This is a genomic window from uncultured Polaribacter sp. (assembly GCF_947503855.1).
GTDB lineage: Bacteria > Bacteroidota > Bacteroidia > Flavobacteriales > Flavobacteriaceae > Polaribacter.
This window is the reverse complement of the sequence record NZ_CANNFF010000002.1, coordinates 165,318-187,796: the sequence shown is the minus strand read 5'-3', so window position 1 is coordinate 187,796 and position 22,479 is coordinate 165,318. Positions and strand designations below refer to the sequence as shown.

General features: G+C 29.3%; 22 protein-coding genes. 7 read left to right on the top strand and 15 right to left on the bottom strand.

Annotated elements, in window-relative coordinates; genetic code table 11:
- Window positions 1-14: 14 nt before the first annotated feature.
- The gene (locus Q0662_RS02265) at window positions 15-1,073 is read right to left on the bottom strand and encodes a M14 family zinc carboxypeptidase (RefSeq protein WP_298946754.1); all 1,059 of its coding nucleotides are present in this window, start codon (window positions 1,071-1,073) and stop codon (window positions 15-17) included.
- A gap of 347 nt (window positions 1,074-1,420) precedes the next feature.
- Between Q0662_RS02265 and Q0662_RS02260 the strand changes: the two genes are divergently transcribed.
- On the top strand, window positions 1,421-1,780 hold the full coding sequence (locus Q0662_RS02260) for a helix-turn-helix transcriptional regulator (protein WP_298946753.1): 360 nt from the start codon (window positions 1,421-1,423) through the stop codon (window positions 1,778-1,780).
- A 201-nt stretch (window positions 1,781-1,981) separates the two neighbouring features.
- Here Q0662_RS02260 and Q0662_RS02255 read toward each other — a convergent pair whose 3' ends face one another.
- The 5 genes from Q0662_RS02255 to Q0662_RS02235 form a co-directional block, all read right to left on the bottom strand.
- Window positions 1,982-4,426 (bottom strand): M1 family metallopeptidase, encoded by a 2,445-nt coding sequence (locus Q0662_RS02255; RefSeq protein WP_298946751.1) that lies wholly within the window; start codon window positions 4,424-4,426, stop codon window positions 1,982-1,984.
- A gap of 152 nt (window positions 4,427-4,578) precedes the next feature.
- Window positions 4,579-5,124, bottom strand: a complete 546-nt coding sequence (locus Q0662_RS02250) for a DUF4252 domain-containing protein (RefSeq protein WP_298946750.1) — start codon at window positions 5,122-5,124, stop codon at window positions 4,579-4,581.
- Between the two features lie 40 nt (window positions 5,125-5,164).
- Window positions 5,165-5,683 (bottom strand): DUF4252 domain-containing protein, encoded by a 519-nt coding sequence (locus Q0662_RS02245; RefSeq protein WP_298946749.1) that lies wholly within the window; start codon window positions 5,681-5,683, stop codon window positions 5,165-5,167.
- 41 nt (window positions 5,684-5,724) lie between these two features.
- Window positions 5,725-6,159 carry a hypothetical protein gene (locus tag Q0662_RS02240; protein ID WP_298946748.1) on the bottom strand — a complete coding sequence of 145 codons (435 nt, stop codon included), beginning with the start codon at window positions 6,157-6,159 and terminating at the stop codon, window positions 5,725-5,727.
- On the bottom strand, window positions 6,146-6,655 hold the full coding sequence (locus Q0662_RS02235; protein ID WP_298946747.1) for a sigma-70 family RNA polymerase sigma factor: 510 nt from the start codon (window positions 6,653-6,655) through the stop codon (window positions 6,146-6,148). Before Q0662_RS02235 ends, Q0662_RS02240 begins: the two co-directional genes overlap by 14 nt.
- Window positions 6,656-6,820: 165 nt before the next feature.
- Between Q0662_RS02235 and Q0662_RS02230 the strand changes: the two genes are divergently transcribed.
- Window positions 6,821-8,296: a S41 family peptidase gene (locus Q0662_RS02230; protein WP_298946746.1), complete on the top strand. Its 1,476-nt coding sequence runs from the start codon at window positions 6,821-6,823 to the stop codon at window positions 8,294-8,296.
- Between the two features lie 224 nt (window positions 8,297-8,520).
- Here Q0662_RS02230 and Q0662_RS02225 read toward each other — a convergent pair whose 3' ends face one another.
- Complete coding sequence (locus tag Q0662_RS02225) at window positions 8,521-9,459, bottom strand: patatin-like phospholipase family protein (RefSeq protein WP_298946745.1); 939 nt, start codon at window positions 9,457-9,459, stop codon at window positions 8,521-8,523.
- A 45-nt stretch (window positions 9,460-9,504) separates the two neighbouring features.
- On the opposite strand from Q0662_RS02225, the gene Q0662_RS02220 reads away from it, so the two are divergent.
- From Q0662_RS02220 to pepT, 3 genes are read left to right on the top strand one after another with little or no spacing between them, the layout of a single operon-like run.
- Window positions 9,505-10,548 carry an oxidoreductase gene (locus tag Q0662_RS02220; RefSeq protein WP_298946744.1) on the top strand — a complete coding sequence of 348 codons (1,044 nt, stop codon included), beginning with the start codon at window positions 9,505-9,507 and terminating at the stop codon, window positions 10,546-10,548.
- Window positions 10,548-11,108 (top strand): hypothetical protein, encoded by a 561-nt coding sequence (locus Q0662_RS02215; protein WP_298946743.1) that lies wholly within the window; start codon window positions 10,548-10,550, stop codon window positions 11,106-11,108. Before Q0662_RS02220 ends, Q0662_RS02215 begins: the two co-directional genes overlap by 1 nt.
- Window positions 11,109-12,350 carry a peptidase T gene (pepT, locus tag Q0662_RS02210; protein WP_298946742.1) on the top strand — a complete coding sequence of 414 codons (1,242 nt, stop codon included), beginning with the start codon at window positions 11,109-11,111 and terminating at the stop codon, window positions 12,348-12,350.
- Between the two features lie 85 nt (window positions 12,351-12,435).
- Here the strand turns inward: pepT and Q0662_RS02205 are convergent, their stop codons facing one another.
- Window positions 12,436-12,975, bottom strand: a complete 540-nt coding sequence (locus tag Q0662_RS02205; RefSeq protein WP_298946741.1) for a 1-acyl-sn-glycerol-3-phosphate acyltransferase — start codon at window positions 12,973-12,975, stop codon at window positions 12,436-12,438.
- A gap of 91 nt (window positions 12,976-13,066) precedes the next feature.
- On the opposite strand from Q0662_RS02205, the gene rmuC reads away from it, so the two are divergent.
- Complete coding sequence (gene rmuC, locus Q0662_RS02200; protein WP_298947034.1) at window positions 13,067-14,410, top strand: DNA recombination protein RmuC; 1,344 nt, start codon at window positions 13,067-13,069, stop codon at window positions 14,408-14,410.
- Between the two features lie 65 nt (window positions 14,411-14,475).
- Here rmuC and glyA read toward each other — a convergent pair whose 3' ends face one another.
- Window positions 14,476-15,750 (bottom strand): serine hydroxymethyltransferase, encoded by a 1,275-nt coding sequence (gene glyA, locus Q0662_RS02195; RefSeq protein WP_298946740.1) that lies wholly within the window; start codon window positions 15,748-15,750, stop codon window positions 14,476-14,478.
- A gap of 197 nt (window positions 15,751-15,947) precedes the next feature.
- On the opposite strand from glyA, the gene fahA reads away from it, so the two are divergent.
- Complete coding sequence (gene fahA, locus Q0662_RS02190) at window positions 15,948-17,225, top strand: fumarylacetoacetase (RefSeq protein ID WP_298946738.1); 1,278 nt, start codon at window positions 15,948-15,950, stop codon at window positions 17,223-17,225.
- Between the two features lie 200 nt (window positions 17,226-17,425).
- On the opposite strand, the gene Q0662_RS02185 is transcribed toward fahA, so the two are convergent.
- The 6 genes from Q0662_RS02185 to hisH form a co-directional block, all read right to left on the bottom strand.
- On the bottom strand, window positions 17,426-18,754 hold the full coding sequence (locus Q0662_RS02185) for a dicarboxylate/amino acid:cation symporter (RefSeq protein WP_298946736.1): 1,329 nt from the start codon (window positions 18,752-18,754) through the stop codon (window positions 17,426-17,428).
- 303 nt (window positions 18,755-19,057) lie between these two features.
- Entirely contained in the window at window positions 19,058-19,687 is a 630-nt protein-coding gene (gene hisIE, locus Q0662_RS02180; RefSeq protein ID WP_298947033.1) for a bifunctional phosphoribosyl-AMP cyclohydrolase/phosphoribosyl-ATP diphosphatase HisIE, read from the bottom strand.
- A gap of 38 nt (window positions 19,688-19,725) precedes the next feature.
- Entirely contained in the window at window positions 19,726-20,481 is a 756-nt protein-coding gene (gene hisF, locus Q0662_RS02175; protein WP_298946734.1) for an imidazole glycerol phosphate synthase subunit HisF, read from the bottom strand.
- 71 nt (window positions 20,482-20,552) lie between these two features.
- Window positions 20,553-21,308 (bottom strand): 1-(5-phosphoribosyl)-5-[(5-phosphoribosylamino)methylideneamino]imidazole-4-carboxamide isomerase, encoded by a 756-nt coding sequence (hisA, locus tag Q0662_RS02170; RefSeq protein WP_298946732.1) that lies wholly within the window; start codon window positions 21,306-21,308, stop codon window positions 20,553-20,555.
- A gap of 52 nt (window positions 21,309-21,360) precedes the next feature.
- A complete protein-coding gene (locus Q0662_RS02165; protein WP_298946730.1) occupies window positions 21,361-21,741 on the bottom strand; it encodes a RidA family protein in 381 nt (126 codons plus the stop codon).
- A gap of 1 nt (window position 21,742) precedes the next feature.
- Window positions 21,743-22,390, bottom strand: a complete 648-nt coding sequence (gene hisH / locus Q0662_RS02160) for an imidazole glycerol phosphate synthase subunit HisH (protein WP_298946728.1) — start codon at window positions 22,388-22,390, stop codon at window positions 21,743-21,745.
- Between the last annotated feature and the right edge of the window lie 89 nt (window positions 22,391-22,479).

Sequence of the window (22,479 nt, the reverse complement as noted above, 5' to 3'; positions counted from 1 at the left end):
AAAATGAGAAATATTTAAAAAAAATCCTTTTCGAAAACGATTTCGTGATGCCCAATATTGGTTTTTTTCAATTTTTCATCAACTTTTACCAATTTAGCAATCAGTTTATTGTCTTTAATTTCATTTTGATATTGGTAAGCAACATCATTTTCTGAATTTGGGTACCTATGAATGACATCATAAAATACTTTATCGTTATTAGGAATGTTAAAATAGGTTTTGTAAGTTTTAAATTCTGATGTTTTTGCAATGTAATACAAGCCTTGTAAAATCGAGAAAAAAGTATATTTTCTACTTTCTTCTCTTACATAATCATTTGGAAAATGACCAGATTCTATCAAAATAGTATTGTACCCTAATTTTTGAAAATTATCTCCTGTTGCGGTTGGGTAAAACTCATCTGTATACCTACCAACACAATTGGGAATAATATTTTGCAACATTGTATTCATAGCTACAATAACATTCATTGTGGCTATTCTGCCTTTTGTAAGCATTCTAGTTTCCTCTTCTGAAGGTGCTAAAAAAGAAATGGTAGCTGGGTTATTGGTATTTTCTACATTAAAAATGGTTCTTTGATCATGTAAATTGAAACAAAATTCAGGATTAAAACCTTCTAAAATAGTACGTAACAATTTACTTTCTTTTGCTTTTCTATCTACTGCATCTCTATTAAGGTCTATATTGTTTCCATTAACTCTTGTATAAACTTCTGCACCGTCAGGATTTAGCATAGGGATAAAAACCAAGGTGCATTCTCTTAAAATAGACTGTAAATTATTACTTTTTATATTTATAAAACAATTGAATAAATCAAACAAAGCTCTGGTTCCTGTACTTTCATTACCATGCATTTGAGACCATAATAATATTTTCTTTTCTCCAGAACCTATTTTAAGTTGATAAATTGGTCTTTCTTGTTCTGAAGTACCTATTTGTGTAACCTCAAAAAGACTTTGATATTTTTCAAATAAATTTCGGATGTCTTCAAAACGAATCCATTTTCCAAAAAGTGATGATTCTTTTTGTTCTGTAAAAATAGTTTCTAAAAATTCTATAGATAGTAAGCTCATAGTAAAGGTGCAATAATATTTTGTAAAAATAAACCAATCACATTTGTAATCAAACTAAAAAGTTACAATTGTAAATTTTAAAAATATTACAAATGTAAACATGTAATTTGCCCTTAAAATTAACTTCTGTAAACAACATGTAAACACATGGTTTTCCTACATACTTTCAATAATTTATGCAATAGAAAAAAATTATATATAAAACTTAAATCATTTAATTTTAGGTTTTTATGTATTTTATTTAAAGTTTAGATTTAATTATATATATCCTTTTTTATTTTAATTTAAAATTTAACTTTGCCATTAAAATCAATAGTTTTACATTTGTAATACAATAGCGTTTTACAATGATAAACAGTAGTGATTTTACAGAAAGACTAAAAAAGATTATGGATTATCATCAACTTTCTGCTTCTATGTTTGCAGATAAAGTAGGTGTGCAGCGTTCTAGCATCTCTCATATTTTATCTGGCAGAAATAAACCTAGTTTAGATTTTATTTTAAAAGTAACTACAGAATTTATAGATGTTGATATCCATTGGTTATTAAATGGCACAGGTGTTTTTCCTAAAAAACAAGTTTCTAAAACACAACCTACAGCTCCTACTCCACCTTTATTTAATAACTCTGATATTTCATCAGGAAAAAAAATACAACGTATTGTTGTTTTTTATGCAGATGGAACTTTTGATGAATATTTGAAATAATAATTAACGGTACTTGTGGTTTATTTGTGTTATAAAAACTCGAAGTAAAATTGTTCTTGACACAATTTTTTTCATTCTTCATAATTTACACGAACCGACACACTCCTAATAAAATCAATGAAAAAGATATAATGAATTTAATTTATAAATATCGATATCTAATTTATAATATAAAATAGAGAGTATAATTTTTTAATAAATTTACTCTATCAGTGACGCCATTGCAGTTTTAATAATGGCAATATTTCTATCTTTATTAGAATTACTACTCTTTTCTTGTTCTAAAACCATAGAGCGCATTAAATTAATCATCACCTTATTAAAATTGAATTTTTTATACTGAATTCCTTTAGCAGCCATATCATCTAATAAGTTTTTAATCGCCTTTATATTATTGCTTTTAGAAACTCTATTAAATGCTTTTTCGTACAGTACCTTGTTCGTACTGTTTCCTGATAAATACATGCCAGAAATTATGTTTTTAGCTATAAACGCCAATTCAGATTCGTCATTAGCTTCTATAAATATTTTTGTTAATGGGTTTGCTAGTATTTTTCTAACTTCATCTGGCAATTCTTTAGATTTTTTTATAGCCAAATTTTGATCAACATAATACATAGCTACTAAAGATTTACCCAACACAGCAAACGATTTACTTTCTAAACCCTCTACAAAAATTTGCTTTAATTCTGGATCTGTTAATTTGCCCAAAGTTTCTATAGCAGCAGCTTGCACAAGTGTTTTATTGTCTTGTTTTGCCATTTGTATAATTTTTCTAATCGCATCTTTTTTAGAAAACTTATTTATTAAATCTACATTTTCTAATGCTAATACTCTAATTTTATAAGAAGAATCATCCATAGCTGAAACAACTGCTTTAAAAGCATCTTTGTCATCTTGTTTTTTTGCTACTTCTAACAAAGCTTCTCTTCTATGCCCGTAATTTTCAGCATTTTTTAGCTGAAAAATATAATCACTTACAACCTTATTCTCATTGATTTCGCACAATAAAACACCATCTGCATTTACTTGTATTAGCGTAGGTTGTTTATTGTAGTTGAAGGTAAAAGAGGCATCGTTATTTTCTATAAAAACAGTTTGTCTTCTTCTTTTATTGCCTTCAAAAATATCTATAGTTAAAGGAAATTGGAACTTTTCTATCTGTTGTTGGTAAATGTTTACAGTAACTGTTTTTCTAATTAAATTATAATCGTAAGAAACACTAATTGTAGGGTGATTGGCACCATAATACCATTGATTGAAGAACCAATTTAAATCTTTACCCGTAATTTTCTCAAAGATCAAACGTAATTGATGTACTTCTGCTGATTGATATTTGTATTCGGTTAAATAAGCTTTTAGCACTGTAAAAAAGGCCTCATCACCTACATAATTTCTAAGCATGTGCAAAATGGCACCTCCTTTATTATAACTTACTAAGTCAAATAGATCTTCTTTATCATCATAATTAAAACGAACTAGCTTTTTATCTGTTTCTTGCCCATTTAAATACAAGAGATTGTTATCATACAAATGCATTGCTGCAGCTTCTTTACCATATTTATATTCTAACCATAAATACTCGCTATAATTTGCAAATGATTCATTTAAAGTTAGATTACTCCAACTTTCTGAAGTAACTAAATTACCAAACCAATGATGAAAAAGCTCATGAGCAATGGTATTTTCATGTTTATTTTCATCTATTAATTGCCCCGATTTTTGGTAAGCTTGTTCTCCATGAACTACTGCTGTAGTGTTTTCCATAGCACCAGAAACATAGTCTCTAACTACTATTTGGCTGTATTTGTTCCAAGGGAATTCTACCCCTAATTTTTCTGAGAAAAATTGCATCATTTCGGGTGTATTACCAAAAATTTGTTTTGCATAAGGCGCGTATTCTTTTTCTACATAATAATTTACAGGTATGTTTTTATATGTATCTTTTATTATTTCAAATTCGCCCACACCTAAAAAGAACAAATATGGTGCATGTTTTTTATCTAATTTCCAGTAATCTGTTCTGTTTGCTCCAATTTTTGTTTGATTCACCAATTCGCCATTAGAAAGTGTTACATATTTATTAGGAACTGTAATGTAAATTTCTTGAGTTGTTTTTTGATTTGGAGCATCTATCGTTGGAAACCAGCAACTGCTTCCTTCTGTTTCACCTTGTGTCCAAATTTGTGTTGGTTTGTTTTTATCTATTCCAGAAGCATTTATAAAATACAAGCCTTTGGCAGCAGTAATGCCATCACTCCCCTTTTCTTTTACTTTTTCTGGTCTTGCAGTATAGTTGATGTAAACTGTAAAAGTTTCCTCTTTGGTATATTTTTTAGGTAGATTTATAGTAATTTGATATCCATCATAATGATAATCTAACTTTTTATTTTGCAATGTAATCGTATGAATCAACATTGCTTTTGCATCTAATATAAAAGTACTCGAGTCATAAAAATAAGGTTTAGCAGTTATCCATGCTTCTCCATTTAGCTCTTTTTTATCAAAATTAAAATCTACCTTTAATTTGGTATGAATTAAGCTGTGTGTTTTCTCTCTTTCTGCTTTGTAGTTAGTGGTATTTTGCGATATACCAATTGTTGTAATCCCTAAAAACAGAATTAAAAAACAAATTTTAAACTTCATAAATTATAATTTCTTGAAAGTTCAAAAGTAATAATTATAGAAATAGTTGATGTTAATGAGCAGTTAAATTCAAAAAATATACCCAATTAAATGTAAAAAAGCCTTAATTATTTTTTACAATTAAGGCTTTTTCGGTTGATTGAATTTCTTTTTTAATTCTTTTTAAACATTTTAGAAAACTGTTTTAAAGATGGACTATTTTCATTAAAATCCATACCCTTTATCGTTTCTATTATTTTTGCAGGATTCATGTTTTCTCCTAATAACCTTGCAACTCCTACCCCTTTTTGATCACTAAAACCAAAAGCAATTACTTCGTCTATAGAATCGGTATCACCAGAATAATAAATTTTTACATTCATCTCTTTTGCTTTCATAGACATTAGATTTTTGTATTCTTTATTATCTTTAAAGATGTTTTGTAAAGTTGTTTTTTCTGATAAATACTGAGCTTCATTTTCTGCAGTTTTTGGCAAATAGACAACGTTAATTTTTTTAATACTTTTAATTGTTTCTTTTACATCATTAGAAACATCTGCTTTTGCAGTAATTACTGAGCTTACGGGTAAATCTCCAGTCATAAAACCTTCTTTAGTACTTGTTTCTACTAAATAACTTTGTAAAGATTTATCGTTTTTACAAGAAGTTATCAATAAAACTAAAGTTAATATAGAAAGTATTTTAGATATATTTTTCATTTTATTTGTGTTTTTAGTGTTAAAAATAACTTTAAAAGTTCTAGTTAGATTTTTCGTTATTTATAAAGGTATCTGCTAAATCAGACATTTTATTAATATCTATAGTACCTGTTAAGGAGACAATCATTGCTTCTGCCATACCATTTGTTTGTTTGTTAACGCCTTTAATAAACATTAAAACTTCGCTAACATAATCTTTGTTTTTTGTAGCTTTTACATAAATTTTTACACGAGAATCGTCTTCTTTAATACGCATTAACTCTGTAAGCTTATTCTTATTTATAGCTGTGTTAGCCATTTCTTCCATTTTATTGGCAATATCTTTATTGTCTGATGAGAACATTCTAAATTCCTTTAGATCGTTTATCATTTCAAACACTTTTATTTCTTTACTGTCTTGTAGTTTTTTAGGATTAAATTTAGATAGTATTTCAAACATATCTTTGGTTACTAGAACCATATCTACGCCATCTGTGTTTTCTAAACTATCAAAAAAAGATTGTGCACTTGTTGCCATTGGTGTAACAATGAAAGCTAATAATACTATTAATTTTTTCATAATTTCTGTTTTTACTTGGTTTTACTATTTTTACTTGGTTTTTATTTTAATAATTTATTTACGGTGTTTTCGTAAGTGTATAAATTTGCTACAGCTTGCTCTCCTTTTTTTAAGTTGGTAGACAATAGTTTTAAACCTTTACTTACTTGAGCGTAAATTCTTTCAGCTTCTTTTCTTTGTTGGTATTCTTTATATTGTTGTTGCCCAATAAATACACTAATTAGCAATGCAATAGAGGCTGCTGCAGACCACCATTTTAAGTTTTTCTTTTTAGATTTCTTAGGTTCTAACTTTATGGTTTTTGTAAATTTTTCATTTTCTACAATTGCAAAGTAGTTAAATAAGTATGCATACTCTTGCAAATGTGGTGCAACATTACCTTCTGTAAAATAATGTTTTAAGGTGGCCTCTTCTTGCAAAGTAGTAGTAGCATCTAAATACTTTTCTACTAATTTTTCTATGTTAGCTAACTCCATAGTTATGTTTTTTTATTAATTCTTCTCTAATAGTTTTTCTTGCTCTAGACAATGCTACTCTAACTGCTGTGGGTTTCATATCTACCATTTTACAGATTTCATCAAAATCATATTCTTCTATATCTCTTAGTTGAATAATTATTTTTTGTTGCTCAGGTAGGTTTTCTATCAATTGATGTACTTGATTTACACTATCTCTATATTCTACCTTTTTATCTAAAGACGCATCCTTTTCTTTATAATTACTATGTACTAATGTTAAGTTACTTGCTTGTTTAGATTTTAATCTATCGTAACAATAATTTTTAGTCATCGTCATAGCAAACGCCTCAACATTTTTATAATCAGCTATTTTTTCTTTGCTTTTCCACAATTTAAAAAATAACTCTTGGGTTGCATCTTCAGCTTCTTCTTTAGAAACTAAAAGTCTTTTTGCTAACCTAAAAACTTTATCTTTAAATGGTAAAACAACTTTTAAAAAGTCTGACTGTTTCATTATTATAGGGTTGATTTTTTTTGTAAACCTCTTTTATGTTACCAACTTTTTAAGGGGTTTACATAATTACGACGAACAAGTATTTTTTTTGTTACAATAGAATTTAAAAATAATACTAAAATTCTTTAAATTGCGTTATATTACAATTAAAATAAATGTTCAAAAATGAAAAATATATTTAAAATTATTACACTAATATTTAGCTTTTTACTTTTTTTTAATTGTTCTGAAAAAGTTGAAAATATTCCTTTAGATATTGAAATTAACGACTTTGTTTGGAAAGGTATGAATGCCTCTTATTACTGGCAAAGTGATGTGCCTGATTTGGCAGATACACGTTTTTCAAATCAACGTGAATTAAATAATTTTACTTCAAGCTTTAATACACCAGAAGATATATTTCAAGCTGTTAGATTTCAACCTGATGTTGTAGATCGTTTTTCTTGGATTGTAGATGATTATGTGGAATTAGAAAACTCTTTTCAAGGAATTAGATTAACAAACGGAATGGAATTTAAATTATACACATATAAAGGTAATGATACAAATGTATATGGCGTTGTTTATTTTGTAGTTCCTGGTTCTGATGCAGAAAACAAAGGGGTTTTAAGAGGTATGGTTTTTAATGGAATAGATGGAACACAAATTACTACTACAAACTTTAGAACTTTGTTGTTTGGCACAAATACAAGTTATACAGTAAATTTAGCCGATTTTAATGCAGGAAATCCAACAGTAAATGGAACTACAATTAATTTAACAAAAGAAGAATTTCAAGAAAACCCTGTAGCGATCACAAAAACTTTTAATGAAGGCACAAATAAAATTGGTTATCTTTTGTACAATCAGTTTGCGAGTTCATTTGATGCTCAATTAAATGCCGCTTTTGCAACTTTTCAATCAGAAAATATTACCGATTTAATTATTGATTTACGATATAATGGTGGTGGAAGTGTAAGAACTGCAACCTATTTAGCAAGCATGATAAACGGAACAAATACAGGAAAACTATTCTCACAAGAGTTTTGGAATGAAAAAGTTATGAAAGCCACTAACCCAGCACTTTTTCTAAATAACTTTACAGACCAAATTGTAAATACAGATAACAATGGTACTATTATATTGAACGAACCAATTAATAGTTTATCATTACAAAAAATTTATTTTATTGTTACTGATGATACTGCTTCAGCATCTGAACTTGTAATTAATGGAATGAGTGCATATATTGATGTAAACTTAGTTGGAACAAAAACTGTGGGGAAACAAGTAGGTTCTATCACAATATATGACTCTGATAATTACAGAAGAAATGGTTTAAATTTAAACCCAAATCATACTTATGCAATACAGCCAATTGTGTTAGAAATTAAAAATGCAAATGGAGAAAATAATCCAAATGGTTATATACCAAATATTGAGTTAGCTGAAGATTTTGGTAGAGATGACGATACAATTAATTTAGGCGTTTTAGGTGAAAAATCTGATCCATTGTTAGATAGGACAATTACATTTATAACAACAGGAGGAAAATATTTATTAGGTAAATCTTCTTTTTCTTTTGAAGAAAAACCTATGTTAGACTCTAAAATAATGCAGCCTTTTAGTCAAGAAATGTACGTAGAAAATTTTAAAAAATAATCACTTTTTTAAACGTAAAAATCTAGGTAAAAGTTGTTTTTCTCAAACTTATTTGACCTTTTGAACTTGTATCATTTTTATCAATAAGATTTTTAAAAATTAATAAAATTCGTTTTTTATTTTTTTTTAAAAAGTGTTACTCATATAAGGTGAAGTATCTCCTAAATTTTTAGGAGTTAAAAATGAATAATTTAACCCTGCACCCACTCATTCGTTTAATTGATTTACCAAATCATTTCTTTATCTGTTAAAATATCTGGTCTAAATTCACTCATTTTTTCTTCTTTTTTGGATTTTGCATATTTATAACCAGATTTCCACCATTTACGCATTAAATTCTTATCAAAAACCAAAGAATTTGTAGTTAAAACAGTGGGTGTATAATATAAATTCAATTTAATATCTTTATTAGCTGCTGCCAATTTACCAATGGTAATATTATGTCTTTCTACATGGGTTAACATAAAGTCAAACACATCAAAGAGTAAAGAAAAAGGGTTTTTTGCTGGCAACTTATTTAGCTGAGTAACCTCGGTTTCTAAAATAATAGCATCAATTTCTGTTGCACCTCTTAAAATAGCTTCTCTAATAGGTATTAACGAGCCAAAACCACCATCTGCATACTGACAATAATTTTTTTCTAACAAACTCATAAAAGGCACATAGTTACAAGAACCCCAAATCCAATCGCAAAAATCTTCATAACTACAATCATTTATAGATTTATATTCTATTTGATTTGCTGTCAAATTAGACACAGTTACCACAACTTCTTTATTGGCTTCTTTTATACTGTTATACATGTCTTTTGTAACGTTTCTTTTAATTAAAGAACGTAAGTTTTTACTTTCTCCAAAGGTTTTTCTTCCATTTAAAAAATTCCAAAAAGTATTTAAGTGATTGATACTAACAACCTTTTCGCTAGCAACTTTTTTAATTTTAAAAGGATTGTTACTAAAAATAGATTCTTGATTTACATTCGTGTAAAGTTCTTTTAATTCGTCTAACATCCCCATTGCCAGATGAGAAACCATTAAACTACCAGTAGAGGTTCCTAAAAACAAATCGTACTCTTTCTTTTCTTTTTTCATTAAATATTGTGCAACACCACCTGCAAAAGCTCCTTTGCTTCCACCTCCAGAAATCACCAATGCTTTTTTCATTATCTATTTTGATTTGTGTACTTTAGTCCTATAAAAATATCAAAAATGAGAAGAATAGCCACATTTATTTTTGCATTCCTTTTTTTTATCGCTTGTAAAGAAGAATATATTCCAAGAAATATAGAAAGAGTGAGTATTAAAGAGTTTAAAATGGATCGTACCAGCATTCGTGCAATTCAAGTGGTAGATCATAAAAGTGTGTTTTATGCAGGCTCTAATGGCGATGTTGGTTTTACTACGGATAATGGCATTATTTGGAATGCTTTACACATACGTTACCAAGATTCTATTGTGCCACATTTTAGAAGTTTAGCCTTTAATGGGAAAGATTATTTTGCGTTCTCTATTGAAAATCCTGGTTTATTATATAAAATTTCTGATGGAAAATTCACCTTACAATACAAAGAAGAACACCCAAAAGTATTTTATGATGCGCTTACGTTTTTTGATGATCATTTGCATGGAATCGCAGTTGGAGACCCAATAGAAAATTGTGCGTCTATCCTTTTAACCAGTAATGGTGGTAAAACATGGCAAAAATTGCCTTGTAAAAACTTACCAGAAATAGCAAAAGGCGAAGCTTTTTTTGCCGCTAGTAATACCAATATTAAAACAATTGGCAGCACAGTTTGGGTAGCTTCTGGAGGCAGCAAAGCTAGAATATTAAAGTCTACAGATTTTGGACAAAACTGGACAGTTACTCAAACACCAATTATACAAGGCAATGGACCTCAAGGAATATATTCCATAGATTTTGCTAATGAAAATAAAGGTATTATTATAGGTGGTAATTTTGCAAAACCGTTAGAAAACTCAGCTAATAAAGCAATTACTTCAGATGGTGGCAAAACTTGGCAACTGGTGGCAGATAAACAACAGCCTAACTATAAAAGTTGCGTGCAATATGTACCAAATACAGATGGTAAAGAAGTTTTTGCAGTGGGTAAAACCGGAGTTTCTTTTTCTAATAATGGTGGCAAAACCTGGAAAGATGTTTCTAAAGATAGCTATTATGCCATACAATTTGTAGATAAAAATACAGCTTGGTTAAGTGGTCATCAAAAAATAGGAAAATTAAAACTAGACTAATGCGCATAAAATCAATAGCATATACAATAATAGCTTCTCTTCTATTGTATTCTTGTCAACAAAAAACCGATTTACAAAAAATATGCAATTGTAAAGAGGTATTTTTCAAAAATTTAGAAGAAACAACAAGTACAAATGGCTATTTTTCTGTAAAACTCCCAAAAACTTGGAATGTTAATTTATATACAGACAACTATCAATCTTCTATTTATGCTGCGGACACTATTCAAAAATTAACATCTTCTATATTGCTGGATATCAATTATATAAAAAATAATATCAATATTAATGATATTTTTAAATTGAAAATAGAACAAGACAATTTAGCTAATAATTTAATTCAGAAAAAAGGACAAGAAATTACTTTTTTAAACAAACCAAGCTATTTTACAATCGCTTATGGAAAAAAAGAAAAATTTAAATACCTACAATTACAGGTTTTTTGCAAAATAGATGACAAAAACTCTTTATTAGCAAAAGCGCTAATTTATGGAGATTCTTTAGTAGATAAAAGAATTTGCAAAGCTATAAGTTTGTTAGAAAAAATAAAATTACAATAAATGATTGCTAAAAAACACATCACAAATAGATTTATAAAATACGTAACTATAGATACAGAATCGAATCCAAACAACCCAAATTTTCCTAGTTCAGAAAATCAATGGGATTTGGCTAAAATTTTAGTAGAAGATTTGAAATCTATTGGTTTGCAAGAGGTTACTTTAGATGAAAATTGTTATATCATGGCCACATTGCCTAGTAATATCGATTATAAAGTACCTACTATTGGTTTTATAGCACATATGGATACAAGTCCAGATTTTACAGGTAAAAATGTAAAACCACAAATTGTAGAAGATTATAATGCTAATGATATCCTACTAAATGAAGAAAAAAACATTGTCTTATCTCCAGATTATTTTGAAGATTTATTACAATATAAAGGGCAAACTCTTATCACCACAGATGGTACTACACTTTTAGGAGCTGATGACAAAGCAGGTGTTACAGAAATTGTAACTGCTATGGAATACTTAATGCAACATCCCGAAATTAAACATGGTAAAATTCGAATTTGTTTTACACCAGATGAAGAAGTTGGCAAAGGCGCTCATAAATTTGATGTAAATAAATTTGATGCAGCTTGGGCATACACAATGGATGGTAGTCAAATAGGAGAATTAGAGTATGAAAACTTTAATGCTGCAAGTGCTAAAATTACTGTAACTGGTAAAATTGTACATCCAGGATATGCAAAGGGTAAAATGATCAATTCTATTAACATTGCTAACGATTTTATAGCAGCTTTACCAACAGAAGAGGTTCCTGAAAAAACAACAGGATATGAGGGCTTTTTTCATTTACATGATATGATTGGTAGCGTAGAAAAAACGGTTTTAGAATATATTGTTAGAGATCATGACTTTGAATTATTTACCCAAAGAAAAAAAATGTTTCAAAAAATAGCTAAAGATATAAATGAAAAAATTGGGCAAGAATTAATACAAGTAGATCTAAAAGATCAATACTTTAATATGAAAGAAAAAATTATACCAGTAATGCATATTGTAGATATTGTAGAAGAAGTAATGAAAGACATTGGCATTACACCAATAATAAAACCCATACGAGGTGGTACAGATGGTTCACAGCTTTCTTACAAAGGTTTACCGTGTCCAAATATTTTTGCTGGCGGGCATAATTTTCATGGACGTTACGAGTATATTCCTGTAGAATCTATGATAAAAGCAACAGAAGTTATTGTGGGTATTACTGCAAAAGTTGCAGAACAATACCAATAAAAAATGGCTTAAATAAGCTAGATAATTAATGCCATAGCATATGCTATTAATTATTTAAATTTATCTATTTGTAGAATATTTAAAATTATGATAATTCAGGATTTTTCCCCTTTATATTTTTATAAAATTTTTTAAAATATTTAAAATCTTCTTCTAAATTGTTTGTTATATAATAAGGTGCTGATATTTTAACCTGTTTTTTTTCAAAATCTAAAGTAGCCATAACAATAGGTACATTTGCCCCTTTTGCAATAAAATAGAAACCTGTTTTCCATTTTTCTACTTTTTTTCTAGTACCTTCTGGAGACAAACCCAGCTTAAAACTTTCTTTTTTATTAAAAATTTGAATAACCGCATCTACCAAATTATTACTTCTACTTCTATCTACAGGAGTGCCTCCCAAAGCTCTAAAAAAATATCCAAAAGGCCATTTAAATAGTGAATCTTTACCAATAAAGTGAATCATAGTTCCTAAACTTATACGTGTTAAAATAGCAATAGGAAAATCTACCCAACTTGTATGTGGCGCAGCAATAACAACATATTTTTTAGGTTTTTCAGGAAAACTTCCTGCAACTTTCCAACCTAAAAGAGTGTGTAGTATAAATTTCGCAAGTCTCTTCATTTATCAATTTACATATTTGTTTACAAAATCTCAGTTATAGAGTTTTTTGTTATCTTTTAAAGTGATAAATTTAAGGACTTAAATTCACATGATGACACAAATAATTATTAACCTTTTAATAGCTCTAATATTTACTGTAATTGGCTTATTTATAGGTAAGTTAATTTCTAAATTACAAATAGAAAAAGAAAAAAGTAGTTCCGAAAAAGAAAAAAATACGCTAGAAATCCAAAACAATACACTAAATCAAAGCTTAAAAAATTTAGAAACCAAGTTAGAAGAACTCCAAAGTGAGCTAAAATTTATTCAAAAAGAAAAAGAAAGTTTAATTTCTGATAAAACTCGTTTGGAAACAGAGTTTAAAAATACCTCAGAAAAATTACATGACAACAAAGGCGAATTAGAAAAATTAAATGAAAAATTTACCAAAGAATTTGAAAATTTAGCCAATAAAATTTTAGACGAAAAATCATCAAAATTTACAGAACAAAACAAAGAAAATATTAAAAATATCTTAAACCCTTTGCAAGAGAAAATTAAAGGTTTTGAAGATAAAGTAGAAAAAACGCACAAAGAAAGTATCGATTATCATGCTGCTTTACGCCAACAAATATTGGGTTTAAAAGAACTGAATCAACAAATGAGTAAAGAAACCTTAAACCTAACTAAAGCTTTAAAAGGTGATAATAAAATGCAAGGTAATTGGGGCGAATTGGTTTTAGAACGCGTATTAGAAAAATCTGGTTTAGAGAAAAATAGAGAGTATTTTGTACAACAAAGCTTTACCAATGATGATGGAAAAAGGGTGTTACCAGATGTGGTGATTCATTTACCAGATAACAAAAAAATGATTGTAGATTCTAAAGTTTCTTTAGTTGCCTATGAACAATATATAAATGCAGAAGAGGATGATTTAAAAGAGCGTTTTTTAAAGGAACACATCAATTCTTTAAAAAGACATGTAGAACAATTGAGCGACAAAAAATATGAAGACTTATATAAAATAGAATCGCCAGATTTTGTATTACTATTTATCCCAATAGAACCTGCTTTTGCTGTGGCATTAAATGCAGATACGAATCTATATAATAAAGCTTTCGAAAAAAATATTGTAATTGTTACACCTTCTACTCTATTAGCTACATTACGTACTATAGATACTATGTGGAATAACGAAAAACAACAAAGAAACGCGTTAGAAATTGCAAGACAAGCTGGTGCTTTGTACGATAAATTTCAAGGTTTATTAACCGATTTAATTACAATAGGAAAACGTATAGATGATAGTAAAAAAGAGTATTCTAGTGCTATGAATAAGTTAGTAGATGGTAGAGGAAATATTATTACAAGTATCGAAAAGCTGAAAAAAATGGGCGCTAAAGCTAAAAAAGCACTTCCTGAAAAAATTATAGAAAGAGCTAAAAACAACGATTAATTTTCTTTCAAAAAAAAACACCAAGACTTATATCTTGGTGTTTTTTAAATTATATTTATGGTTGTTTACATAACAAACAGTCTTCTAGAGCTCATCATTTCAGAAACTCTTTCTCCAATTTCATGTAAAGCTTCTTCATTATCTGCATTTTGAATTGCTTCATCAATAAAGTTTACTACTTGTTTCATGTCTTCAACTTTTAAACCTCTAGTTGTAATTGCAGGGGTTCCAACACGTATACCAGAGGTAACAAAAGGAGATTTATCATCAAAAGGCACCATATTTTTATTTACAGTAATGTCTGCCTTTCCTAAGGCAATTTCTGCATCTTTACCAGAAATACCTTTGTTACGAAGATCTATTAACATACAGTGATTGTCTGTACCCCCAGAAATAATTTTATATCCTTTAGCAACAAACTCTTTAGCCATTGCTGCTGCGTTTTCTTTTACTTGTATTTGATATTCTAAAAACTCATCTGTTAATGCCTCTCCAAAAGCAATTGCTTTAGCACCAATAACATGCTCTAAGGGCCCACCTTGATTTCCTGGAAAAACAGCAGAGTTTAATAACATTGACATCATTTTTGGTTTACCGCTTTTTAAAGTTTCTCCAAACGGATTTTCAAAATCTTGTCCCATCATTATTATACCACCTCTTGGACCACGTAAAGTTTTGTGTGTGGTAGAAGTTACAATATGGCAATGTGGTAAAGGATCATTTAAAATACCTTTTGCAATTAAACCTGCAGGATGAGAAATATCTGCCATTAAAATAGCATTTACACTATCTGCAATTTTTCTAAAACGTTTAAAATCAATATCTCTAGAATATGCAGATGCACCTGCAATAATTAATTTTGGTTTTTCTTTAGTTGCAATTTCTTGAATTTTATCATAATTTAAAACACCTGTTTCTTCTTCTACTCCGTAAAAAACAGGGTTGTATAATTTACCAGAAAAATTTACTGGAGAACCGTGTGTTAAATGCCCACCATGAGATAAATCAAAACCTAAAATAGTATCTCCTGGTTTTATACACGCTGCAAAAACAGCTGTATTTGCTTGAGAACCAGAGTGTGGCTGTACATTTACATAAGCAGCTCCAAACAATTCTTTGGCTCTATCTATAGCTATTAGCTCAATAACATCCACAACTTCGCAACCACCATAATATCTTTTACCTGGGTAGCCTTCTGCATATTTATTGGTTAAAATAGATCCTTGGGCCTGCATTACTTGGTCACTTACAAAATTTTCAGAAGCTATTAATTCCAAACCATTTAACTGTCTTTCTTTTTCTTCTTGTATAAGATCAAAAATTTGATTGTCTAATTGCATTGTTTTAGATTTTATTAACACAACAAAAATAGTGAAAAACAGAATTTAAATAAATAAGAATTTATGAGTAATTTGTAGAACTTATTAAGATTTGTTATTAACTTAAAAAAAGGATGTTAAAAATATGTTATTGATTATTTTTCTTTAATAAATGATAAAAAATTACATAAATTTGAGAATAAAATAAAAATACACAAATGATAATAACAGCAAATAACCCTAATAGAAAATCTTGGTTAAAAGTAGATAAAGATTCTGATTTCCCGATTCAGAATATTCCTTTTGGAGTTTTTATTACCAGAGATGATATTATTACCATTGGAAGTAGAATTGGCGATTTTGCTATAGATTTAGGTGCTTTTCATCAATTAGGTTATTTTGAAGGAATCCCTTTAACAGACGATATCTTTTTGCAAGACAATTTAAATGATTTTATTGCAGATGGTAGGAAAACGTGGCGTTTGGTAAGAAACAGAATTGCAGAAGTTTTTGATGTAACCAATGGTTCTCTTAGAGATAATGCAGCACATAAAGATAAAATTATCTTTAGAATGGATGAAGTAGAAATGCTTTTACCTGTTGCTGTGGGAGATTATACAGATTTTTATGCCAGTAAAGAACATGCAACAAATGTGGGGTCTTTGTTTAGAGATCCAGAAAATGCTTTGTTACCTAACTGGTTGCATATCCCCATTGGTTATCATGGTAGAAGTTCTTCCATAATACCTTCTGGTACGCCTATTAGAAGACCTTATGGACAAACAAAACCTGCTGAAGGAAGTAATACACCTGGTTTTGGACCTACAAAATTATTAGATTTTGAGCTAGAAATGGCTTTTATAACAACAGATGCCAATGTTTTAGGCGAAAGAATACCTATTGAAGAAGCTGAAGAGTATATTTTTGGATTGGTACAGTTTAATGATTGGTCTGCAAGAGATATACAAGCCTGGGAATATGTTCCTTTAGGACCTTTTTTAGGTAAAAGTTTTGCCTCTACAATATCGCCATGGATTGTAACTTTAGATGCTTTAGAACCATTTAGAACCGATAATCCTAAACAAGTACACGAACCTTTATCTTATTTAAAACAAGAAGGAAAAGGAAGTTATGATATTCACTTACAAGTGGGGATTCAGCCAGAAAATGGAGATGAAACTATAGTTGCCAACTCTAATTTTAAATATATGTATTGGACAATGGCGCAACAACTAGCACATCATACCGTAAATGGATGCCCTGTTGAAGCTGGTGATATGATGGGGTCTGGTACCATTTCTGGACCTACAAAAGATAGTTTTGGTTCTATGTTAGAGTTGACTTGGCGTGGTAAAAACCCTATCAAACTAAAAGATGGTACAACCCGTAAATTTATTAACGATAACGATACCGTAATTATGCGGGCACATTGTAAAAATGATAAAGTACGTATTGGTTTTGGTGAATGTGTTGGTAAAATTTTACCTGCAAAATAAATAGTTATTTTCTACATAAAAAAAACCTCACTTTGTGAGGTTTTTTTTATGAATTATATTCATAAAAATCTTAATGATGATTGAATATTTGACGGATTTAAATATTCCTATTTTCTTAAACCAAATAATCCATTTGTTTGTTTATTTTATTTTTTTTTGCTGGAAATTTTCTAACTTCTAAAGCCCAACTTTTAATTTGTTTACTTCACTTTATCATAATTATCATCCCAATTTTTCTCAATTGGATGTTCGTGTAATTTGTCTAAAGATTTTGCAATAATCATAGATACTGTTGCATCTCCTGTAACATTTACTGTAGTTCTACACATATCTAAAGGTCTATCTACAGCAAAAATTAAAGCCAAACCTATAGGTAATAATTCTGCTGGAAAATTGATAGATTCTAAAACAATAACCAACATTACCATACCTGCACTTGGTACAGCTGCAGAACCAATAGATGCTAATAAGGCAGTAAAAATAATTACTAATTGATTGGAAAATGTAGCACCTTCTGGCCATACTACTTGCATAATAAATACAGCTGCAATACCTTGGTACAAGCTAGTGCCATCCATATTAATTGTTGCACCAACTGGTAAAACAAAACCAGAAACTTCTTTATCTACGCCTAAATGTTCTTCAACCCTTTCCATAGTAACTGGTAAAGTAGCAGCACTAGAACTTGTAGAAAATGCTAATAATTGTGCTGGACTAATTTGTTTTAAAAACCACATTGGTGATTTTTTTGTGTACACAGCTACTAAAAATAGGTAAAAAACAATCATTAATACCAAACCACCAACAACACACAAAGCATAAACTAGTAGTTTTAATAAAATTTCAGTATCATCAAAAGCAATAATAACATTTGCTAATAATGCAAATACAGCGTAAGGCGCAAAAAGCATGATTAGATCTACCATTTTCATCACCATTTCATTTAAAGAATCAAAAAAATCCATTAAAGGTTTTGCTTTTTTTTCTGATATTAACAGTAAAGAAATACCTACAAACATGGCAAAAAAGATAACCTGTAACATGCTAGCATCTACAAAAGATTGAAAAATATTACTTGGAAAAATATCTACCAATGCCTGTAATGGACCTGCGTCATTTTGTGCTGTTGCTTTGGTTAGTTTATCGGTTACATCAGTAGAGTTTTCGTACTTCGCTTTAATTTTTTCTATGGTATCTGCAGACATTCCTGTGCCTGGTTTTACCAAATTTACAATACCTAAACCTATAATTATAGCCACCAAAGTTGTACCTATATAGATAGAAATTGTTCTTAACCCCATTTTTTTAATTTTAGAAATATCTTTTAAATCTGATATTCCTTTAATTAACGATGCCAAAATTAACGGTACAGCTATCAATTTTAATAAGTTTATAAATATGGTTCCAAACGGACTAATCCAGTCTGTTACAAAGCCTTTACCTCCTTCTATTGTGTTCATTATAAAACCAAAAATGATACCTAATACCATTCCTATTAAAATTTTCCAATGTAGTGCTAGTTTTTTCATGAAGTGTTAAAATTTATTAAGAAGTTGAAAGATAAAAAAAATCTCAAAAAAGGGTGTCACTTTATTCTGAAATTGTGAAATATTTTCAGAAAAACATTTGTTAAAAAAAGTTGTCTACACTACTAAAAAATTAAATGTATTTAAAAAAATCGCCCAATGATAAAAAAACACTTAAAGACGAGGAAAACTAGTTGTATAGTGCAGATTTTGAACAAAACAGAAAATTTAGAACAACTTTTAATAAAATAATTAATAAGTTTTACCCAAAAAAAACAGTTTTCATATTGGGGTTACTTTAAAAATTTATTTCTGTCTTTTCTTCAATTCAGCTTCAATATCTTTTAAAGTGAAACCTTTAGCTTGTAATAACATTAAATAATGAAAGAGTAAATCTGCAGATTCATATAAAAATAATTCATCATTATTATCCATAGCTTCAATAACGGTTTCTACGGCTTCCTCTCCTACTTTTTGTGCTACTTTATTAATTCCTTTATCGAATAAATTGGCTATATAAGATTTTTTCGTGTCTTTGTTTGCTACTCTTTCGGAAATCACATTTTCTAAGGTTGAAAAGAAACCAAAATTCGAATTATTTTCTTCGTTCCAACAAGTATCTGATCCTTTATGGCAAGTTGGTCCTTTTGGATTTACCTGAATTAACAAAGTATCATTATCACAATCTAGTTTCATATCTACTAAATTCAATACATTTCCACTTTCTTCACCTTTTGTCCATAACCTGTTTTTAGTTCTACTAAAAAAAGTTACCAAATTTGTTTCTTTGGTTTTGTTAAAAGCATCTTCATTCATATACCCTAACATTAACACGTTTTTTGTTGTTGCATCTTGAATGATTGCTGGCACTAAACCATCGTTATTTTTATTAAAATTGATGTTCATTTTATTTGGTTTTTGGTTGTTGGTTTTCAGTTTTTACAAAAACCTTCAACCATAACTATAAACTATTATTATATTCTTACAGGTACTCCCTGTTTTTGTAATTCTTGTTTTAACTCTAAAATAGGAATTTCACCAAAGTGAAAAACACTTGCAGCTAATGCTGCGTCTGATTTTCCTTTTATAAATGTATCTGCAAAATGTTGTACAGTACCTGCACCACCAGAAGCAATAATGGGAATATTTACCAATTCTGATAAGTAGGCTAAAGCTTCATTTGCAAAACCTGCTTTGGTTCCATCATGATTCATAGAGGTAAACAATATTTCTCCTGCTCCACGTTGTTCTACTTCTTTTGCCCAATCAAAAAGCTTTATTTCTGTAGGAATTGTTCCTCCTGCTAAATGCACAAACCATTCTCCATCAATTTGTTTTGCATCAATGGCAACTACTACACACTGACTTCCAAACTTGTCTGCCAATTCACTTACCAATTCAGGTCTTTTTACGGCAGATGAATTTATAGATACTTTATCTGCACCACATTTTAACAATGCATCAACGTGTTCTACTGAAGAAATTCCACCACCAACTGTAAACGGAATGTTTACTTGTTCTGCCACTTTTAACACCATATCTAAAGTGGTTCCTCTATTTTCTAAAGTAGCTGCTATATCTAAAAAAACCAGCTCATCTGCTCCTAAATCTGCATATTGTTTTGCCAAAACCACTGGATCTCCTGCATCAATTAAATTTACAAAATTGACACCTTTTACAGTTCTTCCGTTTTTAATATCTAAACAAGGTACTATTCTCTTTGTTAACATAAGCCCATCCTAACCTTCCCAAAGGGAAGGGATTTTTGTTACTGTCATTCCTGCGTAGGCAGGAATCTAGATTATTTATTTAATATAAAATTTTCTAATTGTTTTAAACTGATTTTATTCTCATAAATTGCTTTTCCAATAATTACTCCTTCACAACCTAATGCTGCTAATTTTGGCAATTCATTAAAAGTAGATATTCCTCCTGAAGCGATAAGTTTTAAAGACGTTTTGGCAGGCTCAACTTCACATTCATTAAGTATTTTTGAGTACGTTTCAAAACTAGGACCTTGTAACATTCCGTCTTTAGAAATGTCTGTACAAATTACATATTGAATTCCTTTTTGTTGATAATCAGTAATAAACGGAATCAATTCTAAACTACTTTCTTCTTGCCAGCCATTGGTAGCGATCTTTCCTCCTAAATTATCGGGATAAAAATCGGCACCCAAAATAATTTTTTCTGCTCCAAATTTGGTAATCCAACTTTTAAAAACCGCTGCATTTTTTACAGCAATACTACCTCCAGTAATTTGATTTGCACCAGAATTAAAAGCAATTTCTAAATCTTTATCAGCCTTTAAACCGCCACCAAAATCAATTTTTAAATTGGTTTTCGTTGCAATTTGCTCTAATACTTTATAATTAATTATTTGACTTGCTTTGGCACCATCTAAATCTACAACATGCAAATATTGAATACCTGCTGCTTCAAATTCTTTGGCAACTTCTAACGGATTTTCGTTATATATTTTCTTGGTATTGTAATCTCCTTTGGTTAAACGAACACATTTACCTTCTATGATGTCTATTGCTGGTATTATTCTCATTCATTAACTTATTAATAAACCCTAATTGTTTCAGGGTTCTTTATTCTATTCCCTATTTATTTAAAGCTGTTACTTGAATTTCAATTTTCATTTTTTTATCAAATAAATCCGCAGAAAACATGGTTGCAGCTGGTCTTATATTTTCTAAATATTTTTTTAAAACAGGCCAGCAAGATTCAAAATCAGAAGGTTTTGGTAAAATATAAGTAATACGAACAATCTTATCTAAACTAGAATTAGCCTCTTCTAATATGTTTTTTATATTTTTAAAACATTGTTCGGTCTGCGCTACAACATCTTCTTCAATAGTCATTGTATCATAATTAAAACCTGTTGTTCCAGATACAAATACCCAGTCTCCTTCTACTACAGCTCTAGAATATCCCATTTCTTTTTCAAAAGAAGAACCTGAACTAATTAACTTTCTTGACATATTATAATTCTAAAAAATTTTCTAAAATTTTACTTCCTGCAAGAGCTGATTTTTCTGGATGAAACTGCACTCCATAAAAATTATCGTTTTGTAATGCAGATGCATACTCAATTTCGTAATCTGTTTTGGCAATCATTTCATCGCATTTTTCTGCATAAAAACTGTGCACTAAATACATAAACTCTCTTTCTTTAACGCCTTTAAATAAATCAGATTTTAAATCATTAATTACATTCCAACCCATTTGGGGCACTTTTACATCATTAGAAAAGCGCTTTACAGCCACATCAAAAATACCTAAACCTTGGGTGTTACCTTCTTCTGAATGATTGCACATTAACTGCATTCCTAAACAAATGCCTAAAACGGGTTGTTTTAAAGTCGGTATCACTTTATCTAAGCCACTTTCTTGTAACATTTTCATGGCAGAGCTTGCCTCTCCAACTCCTGGAAATATTACTTTATCAGCAGCTTTAATTTCATCAATACTATTTGTTAAAACAGCATTAATACCTAAACGTTTAAAAGCAAATTGAATACTTTTAATGTTTCCTGCACCATAATCTATAATTACCAAAGCCCCATCTAACTTCCCCAAAGGGGAAGAACTCTCACTCTTGTAATTTATATTTTTTATTTCTTTATTCATTTGTTTAAAATAACTTTCAGTTATTCAATATTGTTTATACTCGCAACGATTCCATAATTCATTCCTTCCCTTTGGGAAGGTTAGGATGG